General features: G+C 37.3%; 17 protein-coding genes. 13 read left to right on the forward strand and 4 right to left on the reverse strand.

Annotated features, from left to right (window positions below):
* Positions 1-186 precede the first annotated feature (186 nt).
* From AC3EA5_RS05365 to argH, 4 genes are all read left to right on the forward strand, one after another.
* A complete protein-coding gene (locus tag AC3EA5_RS05365; RefSeq protein WP_488607378.1) occupies positions 187-1131 on the forward strand; it encodes an MBL fold metallo-hydrolase in 945 nt (314 codons plus the stop codon).
* Positions 1118-1870, forward strand: a complete 753-nt coding sequence (locus tag AC3EA5_RS05370; protein WP_488607379.1) for an SDR family NAD(P)-dependent oxidoreductase — start codon at positions 1118-1120, stop codon at positions 1868-1870. The genes AC3EA5_RS05365 and AC3EA5_RS05370 overlap by 14 nt, the downstream gene beginning before the upstream one ends.
* A 681-nt stretch (positions 1871-2551) precedes the next feature.
* Entirely contained in the window at positions 2552-3760 is a 1209-nt protein-coding gene (locus tag AC3EA5_RS05375; RefSeq protein WP_488607380.1) for an argininosuccinate synthase, read from the forward strand.
* A complete protein-coding gene (argH, locus tag AC3EA5_RS05380) occupies positions 3757-5127 on the forward strand; it encodes an argininosuccinate lyase (protein WP_488607381.1) in 1371 nt (456 codons plus the stop codon). Before AC3EA5_RS05375 ends, argH begins: the two co-directional genes overlap by 4 nt.
* A 132-nt stretch (positions 5128-5259) precedes the next feature.
* On the opposite strand, the gene AC3EA5_RS05385 is transcribed toward argH, so the two are convergent.
* Complete coding sequence (locus AC3EA5_RS05385) at positions 5260-5364, reverse strand: YjcZ family sporulation protein (RefSeq protein WP_488607382.1); 105 nt, start codon at positions 5362-5364, stop codon at positions 5260-5262.
* 317 nt (positions 5365-5681) lie between these two features.
* Positions 5682-6728 carry a TolB family protein gene (locus tag AC3EA5_RS05390; protein WP_488607383.1) on the reverse strand — a complete coding sequence of 349 codons (1047 nt, stop codon included), beginning with the start codon at positions 6726-6728 and terminating at the stop codon, positions 5682-5684.
* Positions 6729-6929: 201 nt separating this feature from the next.
* On the opposite strand from AC3EA5_RS05390, the gene AC3EA5_RS05395 reads away from it, so the two are divergent.
* The 6 genes from AC3EA5_RS05395 to AC3EA5_RS05420 all read left to right on the forward strand — a co-directional run bounded on the left by AC3EA5_RS05395 (position 6930) and on the right by AC3EA5_RS05420 (position 13638).
* Complete coding sequence (locus AC3EA5_RS05395) at positions 6930-8186, forward strand: Y-family DNA polymerase (RefSeq protein WP_488607384.1); 1257 nt, start codon at positions 6930-6932, stop codon at positions 8184-8186.
* Positions 8187-8313: 127 nt separating this feature from the next.
* Positions 8314-10068, forward strand: coding sequence for an ABC transporter transmembrane domain-containing protein (locus tag AC3EA5_RS05400; protein WP_488607385.1), 1755 nt, complete (start codon positions 8314-8316; stop codon positions 10066-10068).
* Positions 10068-11846, forward strand: coding sequence for an ABC transporter ATP-binding protein (locus AC3EA5_RS05405; RefSeq protein WP_488607386.1), 1779 nt, complete (start codon positions 10068-10070; stop codon positions 11844-11846). The genes AC3EA5_RS05400 and AC3EA5_RS05405 overlap by 1 nt, the downstream gene beginning before the upstream one ends.
* Before the next feature lie 122 nt (positions 11847-11968).
* Positions 11969-12679, forward strand: coding sequence for a cytochrome c biogenesis CcdA family protein (locus AC3EA5_RS05410; protein ID WP_394188081.1), 711 nt, complete (start codon positions 11969-11971; stop codon positions 12677-12679).
* Between the two features lie 37 nt (positions 12680-12716).
* The gene (locus AC3EA5_RS05415; RefSeq protein ID WP_488607387.1) at positions 12717-13091 is read left to right on the forward strand and encodes a response regulator; all 375 of its coding nucleotides are present in this window, start codon (positions 12717-12719) and stop codon (positions 13089-13091) included.
* 46 nt (positions 13092-13137) lie between these two features.
* Positions 13138-13638: a CcdC family protein gene (locus tag AC3EA5_RS05420; protein WP_488607388.1), complete on the forward strand. Its 501-nt coding sequence runs from the start codon at positions 13138-13140 to the stop codon at positions 13636-13638.
* Positions 13639-13676: 38 nt separating this feature from the next.
* On the opposite strand, the gene AC3EA5_RS05425 is transcribed toward AC3EA5_RS05420, so the two are convergent.
* Positions 13677-14108 (reverse strand): DUF2621 domain-containing protein, encoded by a 432-nt coding sequence (locus tag AC3EA5_RS05425; RefSeq protein ID WP_488607389.1) that lies wholly within the window; start codon positions 14106-14108, stop codon positions 13677-13679.
* A 189-nt stretch (positions 14109-14297) separates the two neighbouring features.
* Between AC3EA5_RS05425 and AC3EA5_RS05430 the strand changes: the two genes are divergently transcribed.
* The gene (locus tag AC3EA5_RS05430) at positions 14298-14894 is read left to right on the forward strand and encodes an SCO family protein (protein WP_488607390.1); all 597 of its coding nucleotides are present in this window, start codon (positions 14298-14300) and stop codon (positions 14892-14894) included.
* 32 nt (positions 14895-14926) lie between these two features.
* Here AC3EA5_RS05430 and mscL read toward each other — a convergent pair whose 3' ends face one another.
* Complete coding sequence (gene mscL, locus AC3EA5_RS05435; protein ID WP_488607391.1) at positions 14927-15304, reverse strand: large conductance mechanosensitive channel protein MscL; 378 nt, start codon at positions 15302-15304, stop codon at positions 14927-14929.
* A gap of 101 nt (positions 15305-15405) precedes the next feature.
* Here mscL and AC3EA5_RS05440 point away from each other — a divergent pair, with 101 nt between their 5' ends.
* Together AC3EA5_RS05440 and AC3EA5_RS05445 are read left to right on the forward strand one after the other, a co-directional pair.
* On the forward strand, positions 15406-16908 hold the full coding sequence (locus tag AC3EA5_RS05440) for a putative bifunctional diguanylate cyclase/phosphodiesterase (protein ID WP_488607392.1): 1503 nt from the start codon (positions 15406-15408) through the stop codon (positions 16906-16908).
* A 30-nt stretch (positions 16909-16938) separates the two neighbouring features.
* Entirely contained in the window at positions 16939-17616 is a 678-nt protein-coding gene (locus AC3EA5_RS05445) for a lytic transglycosylase domain-containing protein (protein WP_488607393.1), read from the forward strand.
* The last annotated feature ends 25 nt before the right edge of the window (positions 17617-17641 follow it).

Raw genomic sequence — 17641 nt, forward strand, 5'->3', positions numbered from 1 at the left:
TTCAGCCGGTGGATACAATTTCTGTTTTCCGTCATCACAATTACTATTCTTTTTCAACGCTTGCCGTTTTTAAATTATTGAAAGTATATGCGTCCTTGTTTTGACTTGTCAAGTACAAAAGATGACGTCATCCTTAAAACCCTGTACAATGTAGTGAATAGTGATTCATTTTAAGGAGAATGCCATATGATACATAAACTAATTTTACCTACACCATTTGCTGTAGGAGATGTAAATGCTTATTTATTAAAAGGGGATGCACTTTCCTTAATAGATGCTGGACCAAAGACTCCTGAAGCATATGAAGCCTTGGAGCGGGGAATAAAAGAAGCAGGATATTCATTTAATGACGTGGAACAAGTCTTTTTAACTCATCACCATCCTGACCATGCAGGCTGGATTGATGCATTCCCGCAAGCTAAAGTATTTGGACATGTTTACAATGACCTTTGGTTAACACGCGACCCTGCTTTCTTTGCTTATCATGATGAATTTTATTTAGAAAGATTGATTGAAGAAGGGGTTCCTGAGAAATACCATTCGTGGGTTGAAAAGATGAAACGTCCTGTTTCATTCTTAGGGAACCGCCCACTTGATGTGACACTTGAAGAAAATGATTCTTTGCCAGGTCATCCAGGCTGGTCAGTCATTGAAACACTAGGTCATGCACAAAGTCATGTATCGTTTTGGCATGCTGAAAACAAAGAAATGATTGGTGGAGATCATATATTAGAGAAAATCTCTTCTAACCCATTAATCGAACCACCACTTGATCCAAGTGCCGGAAGACCTCAAGCAATGCTACAGTACAATGAATCATTGAAAAAAATCCTATCGATGCCTGTTGAAAAAATTTATAGCGGTCATGGCAATGAAGTCTTTCAAGTACATGCACTCATTACGCATCGCTTAGAGAAACAACATGAGCGAGCGATGAAAGTATTAAACATGCTTGCAAGCAAACCACTTACCATATTTGAAATTACACAAAAGCTTTTCTCAACGGTTTATGAAAAAGAACTTGGTTTAACTTTATCCGAGACAATTGGACAAGTGGATTACTTATTATCTGAAGGACTTGCCATCGAATCGAGAGATCAGAACGGAGTTTTCACCTATGCACAAGCATAGAATCGCTTTAGTTACTGGTGCGACAAGTGGTGTCGGGTTGCAAGTCGCAAAAGACTTGAAAGAAAAAGGATTCGATGTGTATGCTACAGGTCGTTCAAAAGAAGCCCTTCAAAAATTGAACGACCAAGGTATCCATACGATAGAAGCTGATTTGTTAATGGATGATGCAGTCGATTTGATAGCTAGTCAATGTCCATCTCCTGATATTGTTGTTTTCTCAGCAGGAATTGGAACTTTTGCGTTAGCTCACGATACAACGGATGAGCAAATTGAACAAATGATGCGTGTAAATGTGACGGCTCCAATGAAATTGACGAGTCGCTTACTGCCACATATGATTTCTCGAAAAACGGGTCATCTAATTTATGTAGCGTCACAAGCAGGTAAAGTCGCAACACCGAAGGCATCTGTTTATGCAGCTACTAAACATGCACTTCTTGGGTACGCAACAGCAACTCGTATGGAAGTCCAAGCACACAATATACATGTAACGACTATAAATCCTGGTCCGATTGATACACCGTTTATAGATCTTGCTGATGCGACAGGAACTTATAAGACATCGTTGAAAAAGTTTTTATTGTCTGTGGATGAAGTGGCTAATGCTATTATCAATGTAATTGATCGACCGAGAAGAGAAGTGGATTTACCCTGGTATATGGGCGTATCCAGTAAAATATACGGCATGGCACCAGGCGCGATGGAGAAAATTGGCAAAAACTTTTTTGATAAAAAATAAGAAAAGGAAAGGGTTGCCACTTAGGCAGCTCTTTCTTTCGTTTTTCTTGCAAAAATCGCTAGCCTTCTTAGCTAAGCTGTCTCTCTAACAACTAAGTCTGCGGGGGCTAGCTTGCTTCATTTTTCCGCAGGAGTCTTCAGAAATAGCCTACCACTGAATTCTATTTGAATTGAAGTCATGATAGCTTAGACTTATACCCATTACTTGATACGATTCTTTAATTCATAATTACTAAATGTTTTAAGTGTAATTTATTAAATCAAATGTATATGATATGAGCAAAACGAATTTTATTATATTCATATTAACAGCAATATCAGTTGAGTGGAATGAAGGAGGCGTAAAACAACTGCTCCTGCATCGCTGCGCTAGCTTCGTCGCAAAGATTAGAACTGTGGTTCTAATCTTTCCAGCGGAATTAGCAAGAACTGAAGACCCTGGACTGAGCTCGGCGAGGTAAGCGGCTGAAGTCTTGATCGCGGAAAGCGTCCGCCACAATGGAAATCAACATTATATGTATTTCTACAATCGTAAGAGTTGCCTTTAAGGCAACTCTTTTTTTGAATAGTTAAACTTTTAATAATGCATGATAATACACTTGTATACATTTTTATTCCATGTTAGTATTCATGTATATTAATTCATAAATAATGAATAAAAATACATCGGAGGAATGAGCATATGAATAAAAAAGTTGTATTAGCATATTCAGGAGGACTAGATACTTCAGTGGCAATACCTTGGTTAAAAGAACAAGGATACGATGTTATCGCTGTTTGTTTAGATGTAGGAGAGGGAAAAGATCTTGAATTTATTAAAAATAAAGCCATTCAAGTAGGTGCTGTAGAAAGTTATATGATTGATGCAAAAGATGAATTTGCGAATGAGTATGCAAAATTAGCTCTTCAAGCTCATACGTGGTATGAAGGAAAATATCCATTAGTCTCTGCTTTATCCCGTCCGCTGATTTCGAAAAAATTAGTAGAAATTGCTGAACAAACTGGTGCAAACGCAGTTGCTCATGGTTGTACAGGCAAAGGGAATGATCAAGTTCGTTTTGAAGTATCGATTAACGCCTTGAACCCTTCGTTAGAAGTAATTGCGCCAGTGCGTGAGTGGAGCTGGTCACGTGAAGAAGAAATTAATTACGCAAAAATGAATAACATTCCTATCCCTGTAAACTTAGACAGTCCTTTTTCAATTGACCAAAATCTTTGGGGACGTTCAAATGAATGTGGCGTATTAGAGAACCCTTGGGCTTCACCACCAGCAGATGCTTACGAATTGACCGTAGCTTTGGAAGATACTCCTGATGTTGCAGAAATTATTGAAATTACATTTGAACAAGGGGTTCCAGTTGCATTAGATGGGATACCGTATTCATTTTCTGATTTGATCTTACACTTAAATGAGGTTGCAGGAAAACATGGAGTTGGGCGTATTGATCATGTTGAAAATCGTCTAGTTGGAATTAAATCGCGTGAAGTGTATGAAGTACCAGGAGCTCATACACTATTGCTCGCACATAAAGAGTTAGAAGATATTACGCTCGTGAAAGAGTTAGCACATTTCAAACCAGTGATTGAAAAGAAATTGACCGAATTGATATATGAAGGATTATGGTTTTCACCGTTAAAGGTGGCACTAGAAGCATTCTTAAAAGAAACACAAGTGTATGTAAACGGTGTTGTTCGCGTGAAATTATTTAAAGGACATGCGATTGTTGAAGGGCGTAAATCACCTAATTCGCTTTATGACGAAAAACTAGCAACGTATACAACAGACGATGAATTTAATCATGCTTCTGCTGTTGGATTCATTGAATTATGGGGATTACCAACAAAAGTCCATGCTTTAGTTAATAAAGGAGAAAAGAAGGTGCTCTCATGACAAAATTATGGGGGGGACGTTTTCAAAAATCCGCAGAACAATGGGTAGATGATTTCGGAGCGTCTATCGAATTTGATCAACAACTCGTGATTGAAGATATTGATGGGAGTATGGCACATGTGTCCATGCTTGGTGATTGCAAAATCTTACCGCCTGAGGAAGTTCAGCTCATTCTATCTGGTCTTGGTCAATTAAAAGAGCAGGCTGAAAAGGGCGAATTGATTTATTCCGTCAAAAATGAAGACATTCATTTGAATTTGGAGAAAATGTTGATTGATTTAATTGGACCAATTGGTGGAAAACTTCATACGGGACGTAGTAGAAATGACCAAGTGGCTACTGATATGCATTTATATTTAAAAAAACGGGTCGGTGAAATCATTGAACTCATCTCTATTTTTCAGCAAACAATCTTATTAAAGGCTGAAGAGCATGTGGAGACAATTGCTCCTGGTTATACACATTTGCAACGAGCACAGCCGATCTCATTTGCTCATCATTTGATGGCTTATTTTTGGATGCTTGAGCGTGATAAAAATCGATTTAGTGAATCTTTGAAGCGTGTGGATGTATCTCCTCTAGGAGCTGGAGCTCTTGCAGGAACAACTTTTCCGATTGACCGGGCGTTAGCCGCTGCTCATCTAAATTTCGGTGATATTTATGCAAATAGCATGGACGCAGTTAGTGATCGTGATTTTATTGTTGAGTTTTTGAGTGACTCTTCTTTAGTCATGATGCATTTGTCTCGTTTCGCGGAAGAAATCATTTTATGGTCAAGTCAAGAATTCCAATTCATTGAACTCGATGATGCTTTTGCAACTGGTTCAAGTATCATGCCCCAAAAGAAAAACCCGGATATGGCCGAACTAATTCGCGGCAAAACGGGTCGCGTATATGGCAATCTATTTAGCTTGCTGACTACGCTAAAAGGTTTACCCCTTACGTATAACAAAGATATGCAAGAAGACAAAGAGGGAATGTTTGATACGGTTCAAACGCTCCTTGGTTCTTTAAAGATTTTTGAAGGAATGGTCCGGACGATGACTGTTCATACAGGAAAGTTGCATGCCGCTGTTCATCAAGATTTTTCAAATGCAACCGAACTGGCTGATTATTTAGCAACGAAAGGGATGCCTTTTAGAGAAGCACATGAAGTTACCGGCAAGCTTGTGTTTCTATGTATTCAGAGAGGTATCTATTTACTTGATTTGCCACTTTCGGACCTTGTAGATGCAAGCCACTTAATTGAAGAGGATGTTTACGACGTGCTTTCACCAATGGCTGCTGTAAAACGTCGTAATTCTGAAGGTGGAACAGGGTTTGACCAAGTACGAATTCAAATCGAAAAAGGAAAGAAATTGATGTAAAGATTGTCCCACTAAGTTAGTGTGTGCTAACTGGTGGGATTTTTTCGCCTATAAAACAGAAATAGAGTGCCAGGGGAAGCACTCTATTTTTTACTCATGTTGCTAGAAAGGGGCTAACCTATGAGCTGCTTATTATAAAAATGTTGCACCGACAATAATCAACAAGATAAACAATACAACAATCAAAACGAATGTATTACTGTTGTCATTGTTGTAACATCCGCCATAACCTCCCATGACTTTCCCTCCTTTCAGTTCGAACTTATTGTTAGATTATGAAAGGAATACTGGAGGGCATGGGAGATTAGCGGATAAAAGTGAAAATAAACTTAAATAATAAATTTAATTGGACGGAAAGAAAGCATAAGACTCTACGTTACGAATCCATATTTCTGCGTGTTCACCAGTTATATCTGCTTTCCATAAATCTTGATTACTCGCCATACGAGTGTTTGTTCTAACCCAAGTGATTTTATTTATTGCTGGTAAATAAATCGGATTGTAGTCACCTTGATCTTTTGGGGGTGTGGTTATTTGAAGTTGCTTTTGATTGTTTAAAGTAACGAAAAATAAAGAGGATTTGGGCGTTTTTCAGGATCGTTAGACCATTCACTTTCTTTGACCCTTGAAACTATGAGCGATTTATCATCGACCCACGTAAAACCCATTTCAGCATAATTTTCTGGTGTGAGTTTAAATGCCTCGTACCCAGGGATTTCTGCTACTTTAAGTTTCTTATTTTTGAATCCATTAACAATTCTTCCTCCACCAGCGATATAACCTAGCAGATCTTTTTTAAAAGACCACTTAGGTGTGAATTCGTAGAGAATTACTTCGTCCATGATGGTAAATTCCTTTCCATCAACAGAAATGACACATAACATGTTGCTGTCCATTGACCACGAAGCCGTAGGAGAAACAATAAAAGATAACCATTTCTTGCTTGGTGAAAAAGCAAATGAATTAGCGATTATCGAAGGGATTTCCACATCTTCTTTACCTATTTCTTTTGGAATTACAAATAACGTTTTCACATTTTTGGTCAAACTGCTGAGATTCTGATAGCCTTCCTCGATTGAAATAGTGAATAGAATAGGGTGAGTCCATCCATCTGGTCTTAGGTCCGCGTTAGAAGATACAATAAATTCTTTTCCGTTTGGCTGCCATTCATAACTACTAACACCTAAAGCAATATTGTAGAAACTCTTTAAGTCAGAGATGTTTAATACACCTCCAGATTGAAAAGCAACAATGTTTTCAGTAGGCGACCACTTAGGGTTATAACCATCATAAAATATTTTCCGGTGTGTTTTTGTCTTTACGTCATACACCCACAATTCATTTTGAGTTTCCGTCTGTTCATTAATGGGTTCGATCGCTTCTTTTTGATACAGAAGCATTCTCCCGTCAAAAGACCATTGTGGCGAATCTGTGTAAGTAGCTTTTTTAGTCGTTATTTTTTCTGTTTTACCATTCGACTGAATCCATAAGTAGTCATCCCTAACAAATGCTACTTTTACACTTTCAGCCATCTCTTCTGCAGAGGCAATGGCTGGAAAAATTAAAGACAACATTAACATCAACTGAACCAATTTTTTCATAAGCACAAACACCTCTTTTACATAGCTTTTCCTTTAATCGCAATCATACACATGTTTCATTGTCCTAATTTCTTAATGAGTCAATTTGATAAATCTTAATTCTGATTCCGATGTGAAATATTATCCATGTATTGATTAAGAACGTGCGTTCGGGGTATACTTTCGAAAAAGAACATTCGTTCTATGCAGGAGGAGAACATCATGTATGAGCAATATCCAGATCGAAAAATCGTCTGTTTAGATATGCGTAGTTTTTACGCTAGTTGTGCGGCAGCGGATGAAGGTCTAGATGTGATGAACACACCTATTGCGATTATTGGGAATCAAGAACAGAAAGGAAGTGTCGTACTTGCTGCGTCACCACCATTAAAAAAAGAATTTGGTGTAAAAACAGGAACACGACTGTTTGAAATTCCTGATCATCCAGATATTCGAATAATTGAACCTAAAATGGGTTTTTTCGTAGATGTCTCCATGGAAATCACGCGTTTACTTAGTGAATATGTACCAAAAGAAGCGATTCATGTGTATTCGGTAGACGAAAGCTTTATTGACTTAAGTGGAACAGAGCGATTGTGGGGACCGATTGAAGAGACTATCCAACGTATACAAGATGATTTATTAGATATGTTTCAGTTACCATCTGCGATGGGCATGGGACCCAATATGTTGATGTCAAAATTAGCACTTGATATAGAAGCGAAAAAAACAGGGTTTGCAAGATGGACCTATGAAGATGTTCCAAAGAAACTGTGGCCCGTTTCACCGCTACGCGAAATGTGGGGGATAGGACCGCGAATGGAGAAAAACCTCAACGGAATGGGTATTTTTTCTGTCGGTGATTTAGCCAATTCGAGTTTAGCTGAGTTGGAGTCGAAATTCGGGGTTATGGGCAACCAATTGTATCATCATGCTTGGGGAATCGATTTATCCGATTTAGGCTCATCGATTATAGAAGGGCAAGTTAGTTATGGAAAAGGTCAAATATTATTTCGTGATTACAGAAAACCTGAAGACATACTCGCTGTGGTTTTAGAAATGACGGAGGATGTTGCTAGAAGAGCACGTGAGGCGGGCAAAGTTGGTCGAACGGTTCATCTCGGAGTTGGCTATAGCAAGGACGCATTTGGAGGAGGATTTCACCGCTCTCGTTCAATGGAAGAGGGAACGAATGACACGATGAAGATTTATAATATGTGCGTGAAATTACTAGCGGAACATTTTGAGGAACTTCCCGTCAGACGTTTATCTGTTACCTTATCTAATCTTGAGCCTGAACATTCAATGCAACTGAGTTTATTTGATGTGCAGAAATGGCGCAACAGGAAATTGGGCGCTGCCATGGATCAGATTCGTAGCAAATATGGATCAGCCTCTCTTTTACGTGCTGTGTCTTACACAGATGCGGGGACTGCACGTACACGTGCCAAACTTATCGGTGGGCATAAGGCTGAATAAAGAAGAGATGCCCGAGGAAATAGAAATTACTTCATAAACCGAATAATTTCTATTTCCTATCTTCTCTAAATTCCGAACATTTGCTAAACTAATCTAGTCTGCAAAAAAGAAGCGGGGGAAATGGAACGTGAAAGTATTTTTAGAATTAGGGTGGTTTTTTAAAGAGAGAAAGAAACAGTACATCATCGGTATCCTCATGCTGATGGTCGTTGCGTTTTTGCAACTACTGCCACCTAAAATAATTGGCTATGTTGTTGATGAAATCCGACTAAATACTCTTACAGGAGAAGTGCTACTCAAATGGATTTTGGTTTTAGCAGCGGCAGCTATTGCTATGTATGTAATCCGCTATTACTGGCGAATGATGATTTTCGGTTCAGCTATCTTGCTCGCACGCCAATTGAGAGAAAGATTATTTCGTCACTTTACACGCATGTCACCACAGTTTTATCAAAAACGTCGAGTTGGAGATTTAATGGCACATGCAACGAATGATTTGTCCGCAGTTCAACAAACTGCTGGAGCGGGTGTTCTAACACTCGTTGACTCTCTAACTACTGGTGGGTTTGTCATTGCTGCAATGGCGATAACAATCAACTGGAAACTGACACTCATTGCTCTTATTCCAATGCCTATTATGGCTTATTTAACAAATTACTATGGGAAATTGTTGCATAGTCGTTTTCATTTTGCCCAAGAAGCTTTTTCGAATTTAAATGATAAAGCACAAGAAAGTATATCAGGCATCAAAGTAATTAAAACATTCGGTCAAGAAAAAGAAGATATTCAAGATTTTGTTCAATTATCAGATGATGTAGTTCAAAAAAATGTTCATGTTGCTAAGGTGGATTCTCTATTTGATCCGACCATTTCAGCTATTGTAGGGGTTTCTTTCTTTTTATCTATCTTTTTTGGTGCGAGATTTATAGTAGCTGGTGAAATGACGATAGGTGATTTAATCGCCTTCACCGCATATCTTGGATTATTAGTGTGGCCGATGCTTGCATTTGGTTGGTTGTTTAATATCGTGGAAAGAGGACGTGCTTCTTACGATCGAATCCGTACGCTACTAGCAGAACCAGCCGATATAGATGACGCAGAACATGCTTTAGATGAAAAAGCACAAGGTGACTTAGACGTAAATATCAGAGAATTCAAATTCCCAGACGACGATCGAGCAGCTCTGAAAGATGTCCACTTTACCCTTAAACGCGGAGAGACACTTGGTATTGTCGGGAAAACGGGTTCTGGAAAAACAGCTATTTTGAAGTTATTACTACGTGAATTTGAAGGGTACAATGGGGCAATTACATATGGCGGCCATTCAATCAATGTTTATAAAAAAGAACGCCTTCGTTCAGCAATAGGATATGTGCCGCAAGATCATTTCTTATTCTCAACAACAGTAGCAGGAAATATTGCATTTTCGAATACAAGTGCTCCAATTGAAGAGGTATACGAAGCAGCGAAATTAGCCCATATTCATGAAGATATTTTAAAATTCACAAATGGTTATGAAACGATCGTTGGAGAAAGAGGCGTGTCTTTATCAGGCGGACAAAAGCAACGTATTTCCATCGCTCGTGCCTTAATGATGAAACCGGAATTACTTATTTTAGATGATTCCTTATCAGCTGTAGATGCTAAAACGGAAGAAGCCATTTTAGAATCTTTAAAAGCAACACGTACAGACGAAACGACGATTATTACCGCACATCGATTAAGTGCCATTCAACATGCACATCAAATTATCGTGATGCATGAAGGAACGATTGTCGAAAAAGGCTCTCACGCTGAACTAATGAAACAACAAGGACGATATTACGAGATGTATCAACTGCAGCAATTAGAAGCGCTCGTGGAAATGGGGGGTGAGGTTTGATGGAACAACAGCCTAAACTCACTGGAAAAGATCAAAGTATTATATTGAAACGACTGATCTCCTATTTGAAACCACATAAAAAAGTAATTATTTTTGCTTTGTTTTTATTAGGATTAACAGTTGTTGGTGACGTACTCGGTCCAATACTCATTAAAACGTTTATTGACGATTATTTGACTGTTCGAAATTTCCCAACAGGACCTCTTGTTGGACTAGCTGCTGCCTATATATTTATTCAAATAAGTAATGTTTTTATAAGCTATTTTCAATTGCTAAAGTTCCAAGAAATTGCCTTAAAAATTATTCAACAAATGCGTATCGATGTCTTTACAAAGGTACAAAACCTTGGGATGCGTTATTTTGATCAAACTCCAGCAGGTAGCATAGTGTCTCGTGTAACGAATGACACGGAAGCCATTAAGGATATGTTCGTCAGCGTATTAGTAGGATTTGTTCAAAGTGCATTCTTAGTCGTTGGCGTCTACATTGCCATGTTTATCTTGAATGTTAAATTGGCACTTGTAACGTTATTACTGTTACCTATCTTGTTTTTCATTATTGTCACGTATCGTCGATATAGTTCGGTCTTTTATCAAGACTTACGCGAACGATTAAGTCAATTAAATGCCAAATTAGCAGAATCTCTACAAGGAATGTCGATGATTCAAGCATTTCGACAAGAGCCAAGGCTAAAAGATGAATTCAATGATATTAATGAACAACATTGGAAAGCTGGCAAACGTAATATAAAAATGGATAGTCTATTACTACGCCCTGCAATTGATTTGGTGTATGCATTAGCCTTGATCATGTTACTAAGCTACTTCGGGATTACGTCATTTACGAATACGATTGAAGTAGGGGTTATCTATGCATTCGTTACGTATATTGATCGCTTCTTTGAACCTATTAATCAAGTGATGCAACGTCTATCTATTTTCCAACAAGCGATTGTTGCTGGTTCACGCGTTTTCAAATTATTAGATGAAGAAGAGTTATCGCCTGCACAAGGCAATACAAACGCTCAAATAAACTCAGGCAAAATCGAGTTTAAAAATGTGACATTTTCTTATGATGGTCAAACAGATGTCTTGAAAAACATTTCATTTACAGCTCAACCAGGAGAAACCGTGGCACTAGTTGGTCATACTGGGAGCGGGAAAAGCTCCATCATCAATTTATTGATGCGTTTTTATGAATACGAACATGGTGAGATTTTAATAGACGGTCACTCCATAAAAGACTTTAAAACATTAGAAATGCGCGAAAAAATGGGATTAGTGTTGCAAGATCCATTTTTATTCTTTGGGGATATAGAAAGCAATATTCGTTTGCATAAACAAAGCATGACCGATGCAGAGGTACGTGCTGCCGCTGAATTCGTTCAAGCAGATACTTTCATTAACGCACTGCCTGACGGATACAAACAAAAAGTAACGGAAAGAGGTTCCACATTTTCTAGTGGTCAACGTCAACTCGTCGCATTTGCACGTACAATGGCGACCGATCCTAAGATTTTAGTGCTTGATGAAGCGACAGCTAATATTGATACGGAAACAGAAGTTGCCATTCAGTCGAGTTTGGAAAAAATGCGACTAGGTCGAACAACTATCGCAATCGCCCATCGTTTAAGTACCATTCAAGATGCAGAATTAATTTTAGTTCTCCATCAAGGTGAAATCGTAGAGCGGGGAAGTCACCAAGAATTATTAGCAAGCAAAGGCTTGTACCACAAGATGTATTTATTACAAAATGGCATTGTTGAAGAAAAAGTATAAGCGAACAGGACATCTAAATGGTGTCCTGTTTTTTTGGACAAAGAAATGTCATAAGCGTTTTTGACGTTTTTCCTCGTATAATTTGTTACGATATGAACAGAAACGAAAAGGAGCGACCTAACATGAGTACCGATCTTAATTTATTTTTAGCATTTGGAGCGGGTTTCTTAAGCTTCATATCGCCTTGTACATTGCCTTTGTATCCAGCATTTTTGTCATATATTACGGGTATGACATTAGATGAATTGAAAACTGATCGAGGAATTTTGCAAAAACGAGGAATCTTGCATACATTATTTTTCCTTCTAGGTTTTTCATTTATTTTCATCGCACTCGGATTTGGAACTAATTTTGTTAATACTGCTTATATTCAGTATCAAGATTTAATTAGACAAATTGGCGCTATTTTTATTGTCATATTCGGATTAATTATTGTGGGTGTTTTCAAACCCGAATTTTTAATGAAGGATCGGAAAGTTCAATTTAAAAACAGACCATCTGGTTATTTAGGGACAATTTTAATTGGTATGGCCTTTGCAGCAGGCTGGACACCATGTACTGGACCTATTCTAGGATCTGTATTTTTACTTGGTGCAGCTAACCCAGGATCTGGCGTATGGTACATGCTTTCTTATGTACTTGGTTTTGCCATCCCGTTCTTTGTACTTTCTTTCTTCATTACACGTATGAATTGGATTCGAAAACACAATATGAAAATCGTTAAAATTGGTGGATATATAATGATTGCCGTAGGCATTTTGTTGTTCTTTGATGGAATGACATACCTAATTACTTTATTAGGACCATTTTTTGGTGGTTTTCAAGGCTTTTAACACGTAAACTATAGATATATAGTTTGGAGTGATAAGAATGCGTAGAGTTTTAGTTGTTGATGATGCGTTATTTATGCGCGTCACTATTGGAAATATGCTCAAAGAATTGCAATTTGAAGTTGTTGGTGAAGCGGAAAATGGGAAAATAGCGGTGGAAAAATATCGGGAATTGCAACCTGATATTGTGACAATGGATATTACCATGCCCGTAATGTCTGGTATTGAAGCAGTTAAATCGATTACGACCGAATATCCAGAAGCAAAAATTGTCATGATTTCTGCGCTTGGCCAACAACGTCTATTAAAAGAAGCACTTGAAAATGGTGCGAAAGATTTTATTACCAAGCCATTCCACCCAGTTCAATTAGAACAGGTAATGAATAATGTAACGATGGACTTTGATGTAAAATAAATCAAAAGAATTTGTTATCGATGAACGGCAATAGAGGAGAAAAAACATGTTTTTTGAACAAATACCGTCGCAATGGCTCATCATTGGGTCTACCGTAATTGCAGTTGTAATGGGTTCCATTGTCATGACAGTTCGAATGAAAGCAGCGAAAAAGCCAGCAACTGCAAAGAAAATTATTTTGCCACCACTTTTTATGTCTACAGGTGCACTTATGTTTGTTTTTGAATATTTTCGAGTGCCGCCAATGCAAATTATTGAAGCAGTAGGGGTAGGATTACTATTTTCTACAGTTCTCATTTGGACTTCTAAGTTCGAAATAAAAGATGGAGACATCTATTTAAAACAATCAAAAGCTTTTATCTTCATCCTTATCGGCTTATTAATTCTTCGTCTAATTGCAAAGATGATATTAAGTTCGACTATTGATATAGGTGAATTAAGCGGTATGTTTTGGTTGTTAGCATTTGGAATGATTGTTCCATGGCGTATTGCGATGTTGCTTCAGTTCAATAAGTTGAAAAAGACAAAGCTTCATCAAGCACAATAAAAACCGACCTTCTGATTTTGAAGGTCGGCTTTTATTTTTCAATCAAATAGATGTTCGTAAGGAGTCATATCCACTTGCATTTCTTTTAGTTTTTTTCGTAAAAATTTGTGGTCACGCTTTGGTGTTGCTTGAATATATCCTCGGATAATGTGGTCTTGTTCAATCGTTTTAGCGTTTTCTTCAAGAGCAATTTGTCCAACTTTTCCTGCTATTTTCTGTTTTGCAACAGGGCGGAACAGATCTGGAACAGGAGTTACGAGCTCATTTAACAAAGCTTTGGCTTGATCTCCCCATAAATGAAGCGATTTTTCAACATAGTATTCTTCCCAATCCAAAACCGATTTTCCATCGTCTTTTGGAAGAACCTTTAAAAATTTTCGAAACATAAAGTATCCACCAATGGCAAATAATCCACCGAGAACGAATACCCAAAATATGATAAACCATAAAAACCAACCATCTAATGCCATTTATTTTCACCTCAAATTATCTCTATTTCCATTATAGAAGGTAAATGATAAAAATTCACGCTCGATATTCTTTTAACGAAATTAAATAAAAGCTTACGACACAAATTCGTTAGAAAAGAAGAAACCTCACTCCTTGTATTCTTAAAAATCATTCGATAAGATGAGAAAGAATGAAAGTGAGGCGAAATGATGACTCGATTTACAAAATTTCTTACATGGACCATTCTTAGTGCCATCATACTAACTGGTTGTAACTCAAATAGTTTTAAAGCAGAAACAGAATGGGAAATTGACTCTTTTGAACATGACTCCCATAGAGGCGAAGAAGTATCATTGGATACATTAAAGGGACAAGTTTGGCTAGCAACCTTCATTTTCACGAATTGTGAGACAGTATGTCCACCAATGACTATGAATATGACTGAAGTGCAAGAAGAATTAATTGCACAAGGTGTTGAAGATTATCAAATTGTGGCATTTAGTGTAGATCCAGAAGTAGATACGCCAGAAGTTTTAGCTGATTACATTTCGAAGTATAATGTGCCAGATGAATCGAAATGGCAATTACTAACTGGATACGCACAAGATTATATGAGTCAATTTGCGCGAGACTCTTTCAAAGTTATCGTTCAAGATGATCCTAATACAAATCAAGTTACTCATGGTACAAGTTTTTATTTGGTAAATCAAGAAGGTTATGTGGTTAAAAGCTATTCAGGTGTAAGCGATGTTCCTACTGAAGAAATTGTGACTGATATGAAAGCATTAATTGAAGATGGAAAGTAAAAGAACTGGCAAAAGCCAGTTCTTTTTTTAACCTATTTTTGCTGCTTTAATAAATCACGAATCTCAACTAACAAAGCTTCTTTCGCATCAATGGTAGGTCCTTCTTCAATAACATCCTCTTTTTTACGTTGGAATTTCATCAGTAATCTTACAAACATAAAAATAGCAAAGGCTATAATCAAAAAATCAAAAACAGATTGGATAAAATTCCCGATCAATACTTCAGATTTTCCAACAGTCCAAATAATACTTGTGAAATCAATCCCGCCTAATACAATGCCTAGTAATGGAGTAATGATATCCGAAACGAGAGAAGAAATGATTTTCCCGAATGCTGCCCCTATGACAACTGCGATTGCTAGATCCATGACATTCCCTTTTAATGCAAATTTCTTAAAATCCTGCCACATTTTTCTTCACCCCCCTAAAGAATAGTCTACTGAATGTCGATACTATTGTATAGAGAAGGTTTTATACCTAGTATAGGTTTTTAAATAGGAGGAATTGGTTCGTGACCTATCAGTCTATATACAAGTTTCATGCGTTTCGAATCGTCTTTATTTATGCGATTTTTGGAACGATATGGATTTTATTTTCGGATTCATTCATGTTTCACTATGTACCTGAATTTAAATCTTTTTCTTTAATGAAAGGGTTATTTTACATTATCTTCACATCTTTTTTACTCCTCTATTTATTAAAATACTCTTGGGGAGAAATTGATGAAGCTCAAAAGAAGTTACATACATTTTTACATACGGATCCCCTTACAAAATTACATAACCGAATTGCTTTACAAAGTAAATTAGAATTTTTAGTACAAGAAGATCAAACATTTTGTTTGTTATTTATCAATGCTGATCGATTTAAAACATTCAATGAACAATATGGTCACCTTTTTGGGGATGAATTATTAAGACAAATGGCAAATCGTATGACAGATATTGCACCAAAGAAAAATGCTGCATATTTAGCTAGATGGGGAGCAGACGAATTCATCCTAGTATTAAAGGGAATCGACAAAAATACAGTGAAAGAACATACACTAAATTTACAAATGCAATTGCAAGAGCCGATGATGATTTTCAATCAAAAAGTAAGCTTAACTTTTAGTTTAGGATGCTCTTTTTACCCAGAAGATGCCCAAGTACCAAGTGATTGCATCCGTTTTTCTGAATTAGCACTTCATGAAGCTAAATCAGAAGGAGGGAGAACCATTGTTTACTATCATAATGATTTATCAGCAAAGGCATTAAATCGCTTTGAATTAGAAAACGGCTTAAAAATGGCTATCCCTAATAATGAATTATTTGTTGTCTATCAGCCACAAATTTCCGCTTTAAGTGGAGAGTTAATTGGGTACGAAGCTTTATTAAGGTGGAAATATAAAGAGAAGTTAATTTCACCTGCTGAATTTATTCCAATAGCAGAAGAATCAGGGTTAATTGTTCCAATTGGAGAATTTGTCATACAATCTTCGTGCAGACAACTCTTGCATCTAAATAAACAAGGTTACAAAGATATAGTTATGAGTGTAAATGTGTCTTCTCGACAGTTTTATCAATTAGAATTTGTAAACCGACTACTTGAAATTGTGATAAACGAAAAAGTAAATCCGAATCAAATAATGATCGAAATCACGGAGTCTATCATCATGGAATCCACAAGTTTTGTAATGGAATCGTTGAATAAGTTACGTGAAGCAGGCTTTCAAATTGCAATTGACGATTTTGGTACAGGCTATTCCTCATTTAAATATTTGGAAGAGTTGCCACTAGATTTAATTAAAATCGATCAAAGTTTTACTCAATCTCTACATAAAACGAGAACAAGAGCCATTGTACAATCCATCGTATCTTTAGCACATAATCTTCAGCTTGAAGTATTAGCTGAAGGAGTTGAAACGCTAGAGCAATCATCTATTCTTCAAGAAATGGAATGTCATTATTTACAGGGCTATTATTATGGTCGACCAGCCGTAATTAATGAAGTGACACCCTTTTTGAAAATATGATAAACTGATGAAAAACTAGGATGCGACTTCATGAAAAAGAAAAAGAAGACTAAAGGAATGTCTGCAGGAACTAAAGGGTGGATCATACTCCTCCTATTACCAGTGACTATTACCATTTATGTGATGGCGATTTTGCTATGGCATGAAATGCAAGAGATTCCGTTTGTCCAATCCCTTACAAAAACAGTTCAAGAAGTTCCTTTAACTTTAGTCGAGATGGAGATTCCTGAAGAATATATTTCAGTTTACAAAGATGCCGCGGAGGCCTATGGAATTCCTTGGACTTTATTAGCCGCACATCACCGAATCGAAACACGTTTTTCCACGATGGATCCCTTATTATCTCCAGTTGGAGCAGAGGGTCATATGCAGTTTATGCCTTGCACGTTCGTTGGGTGGCAGCATCCCAGTTGCGGAGGGCTAGGTAAAGGGAATATTCCTAAAGACGAAAAAACCAATCCAACCATCATTGCACAATACGGTGGGTACGGAATTGATGCCAATAAAGATGGAAAAGCAGACCCATATCAAATTGAAGATGCTATGTTTAGTGCCGCTCATTATTTGTCTAGTAATGGCGCTGCAAATGGGGAAATTGAAAAAGCAGTTTTCATGTATAACAGAAGTGATGAGTATGTGGAAGATGTCATGTACTACTACAAAAAGTACGAAGAACAGAGAGAGGTAAATGGGGAAGGGAACTCATAAGAAAAGAGTCGATCAAATGATCGAC

Source organism: Paenisporosarcina sp. (genome assembly GCF_057785155.1).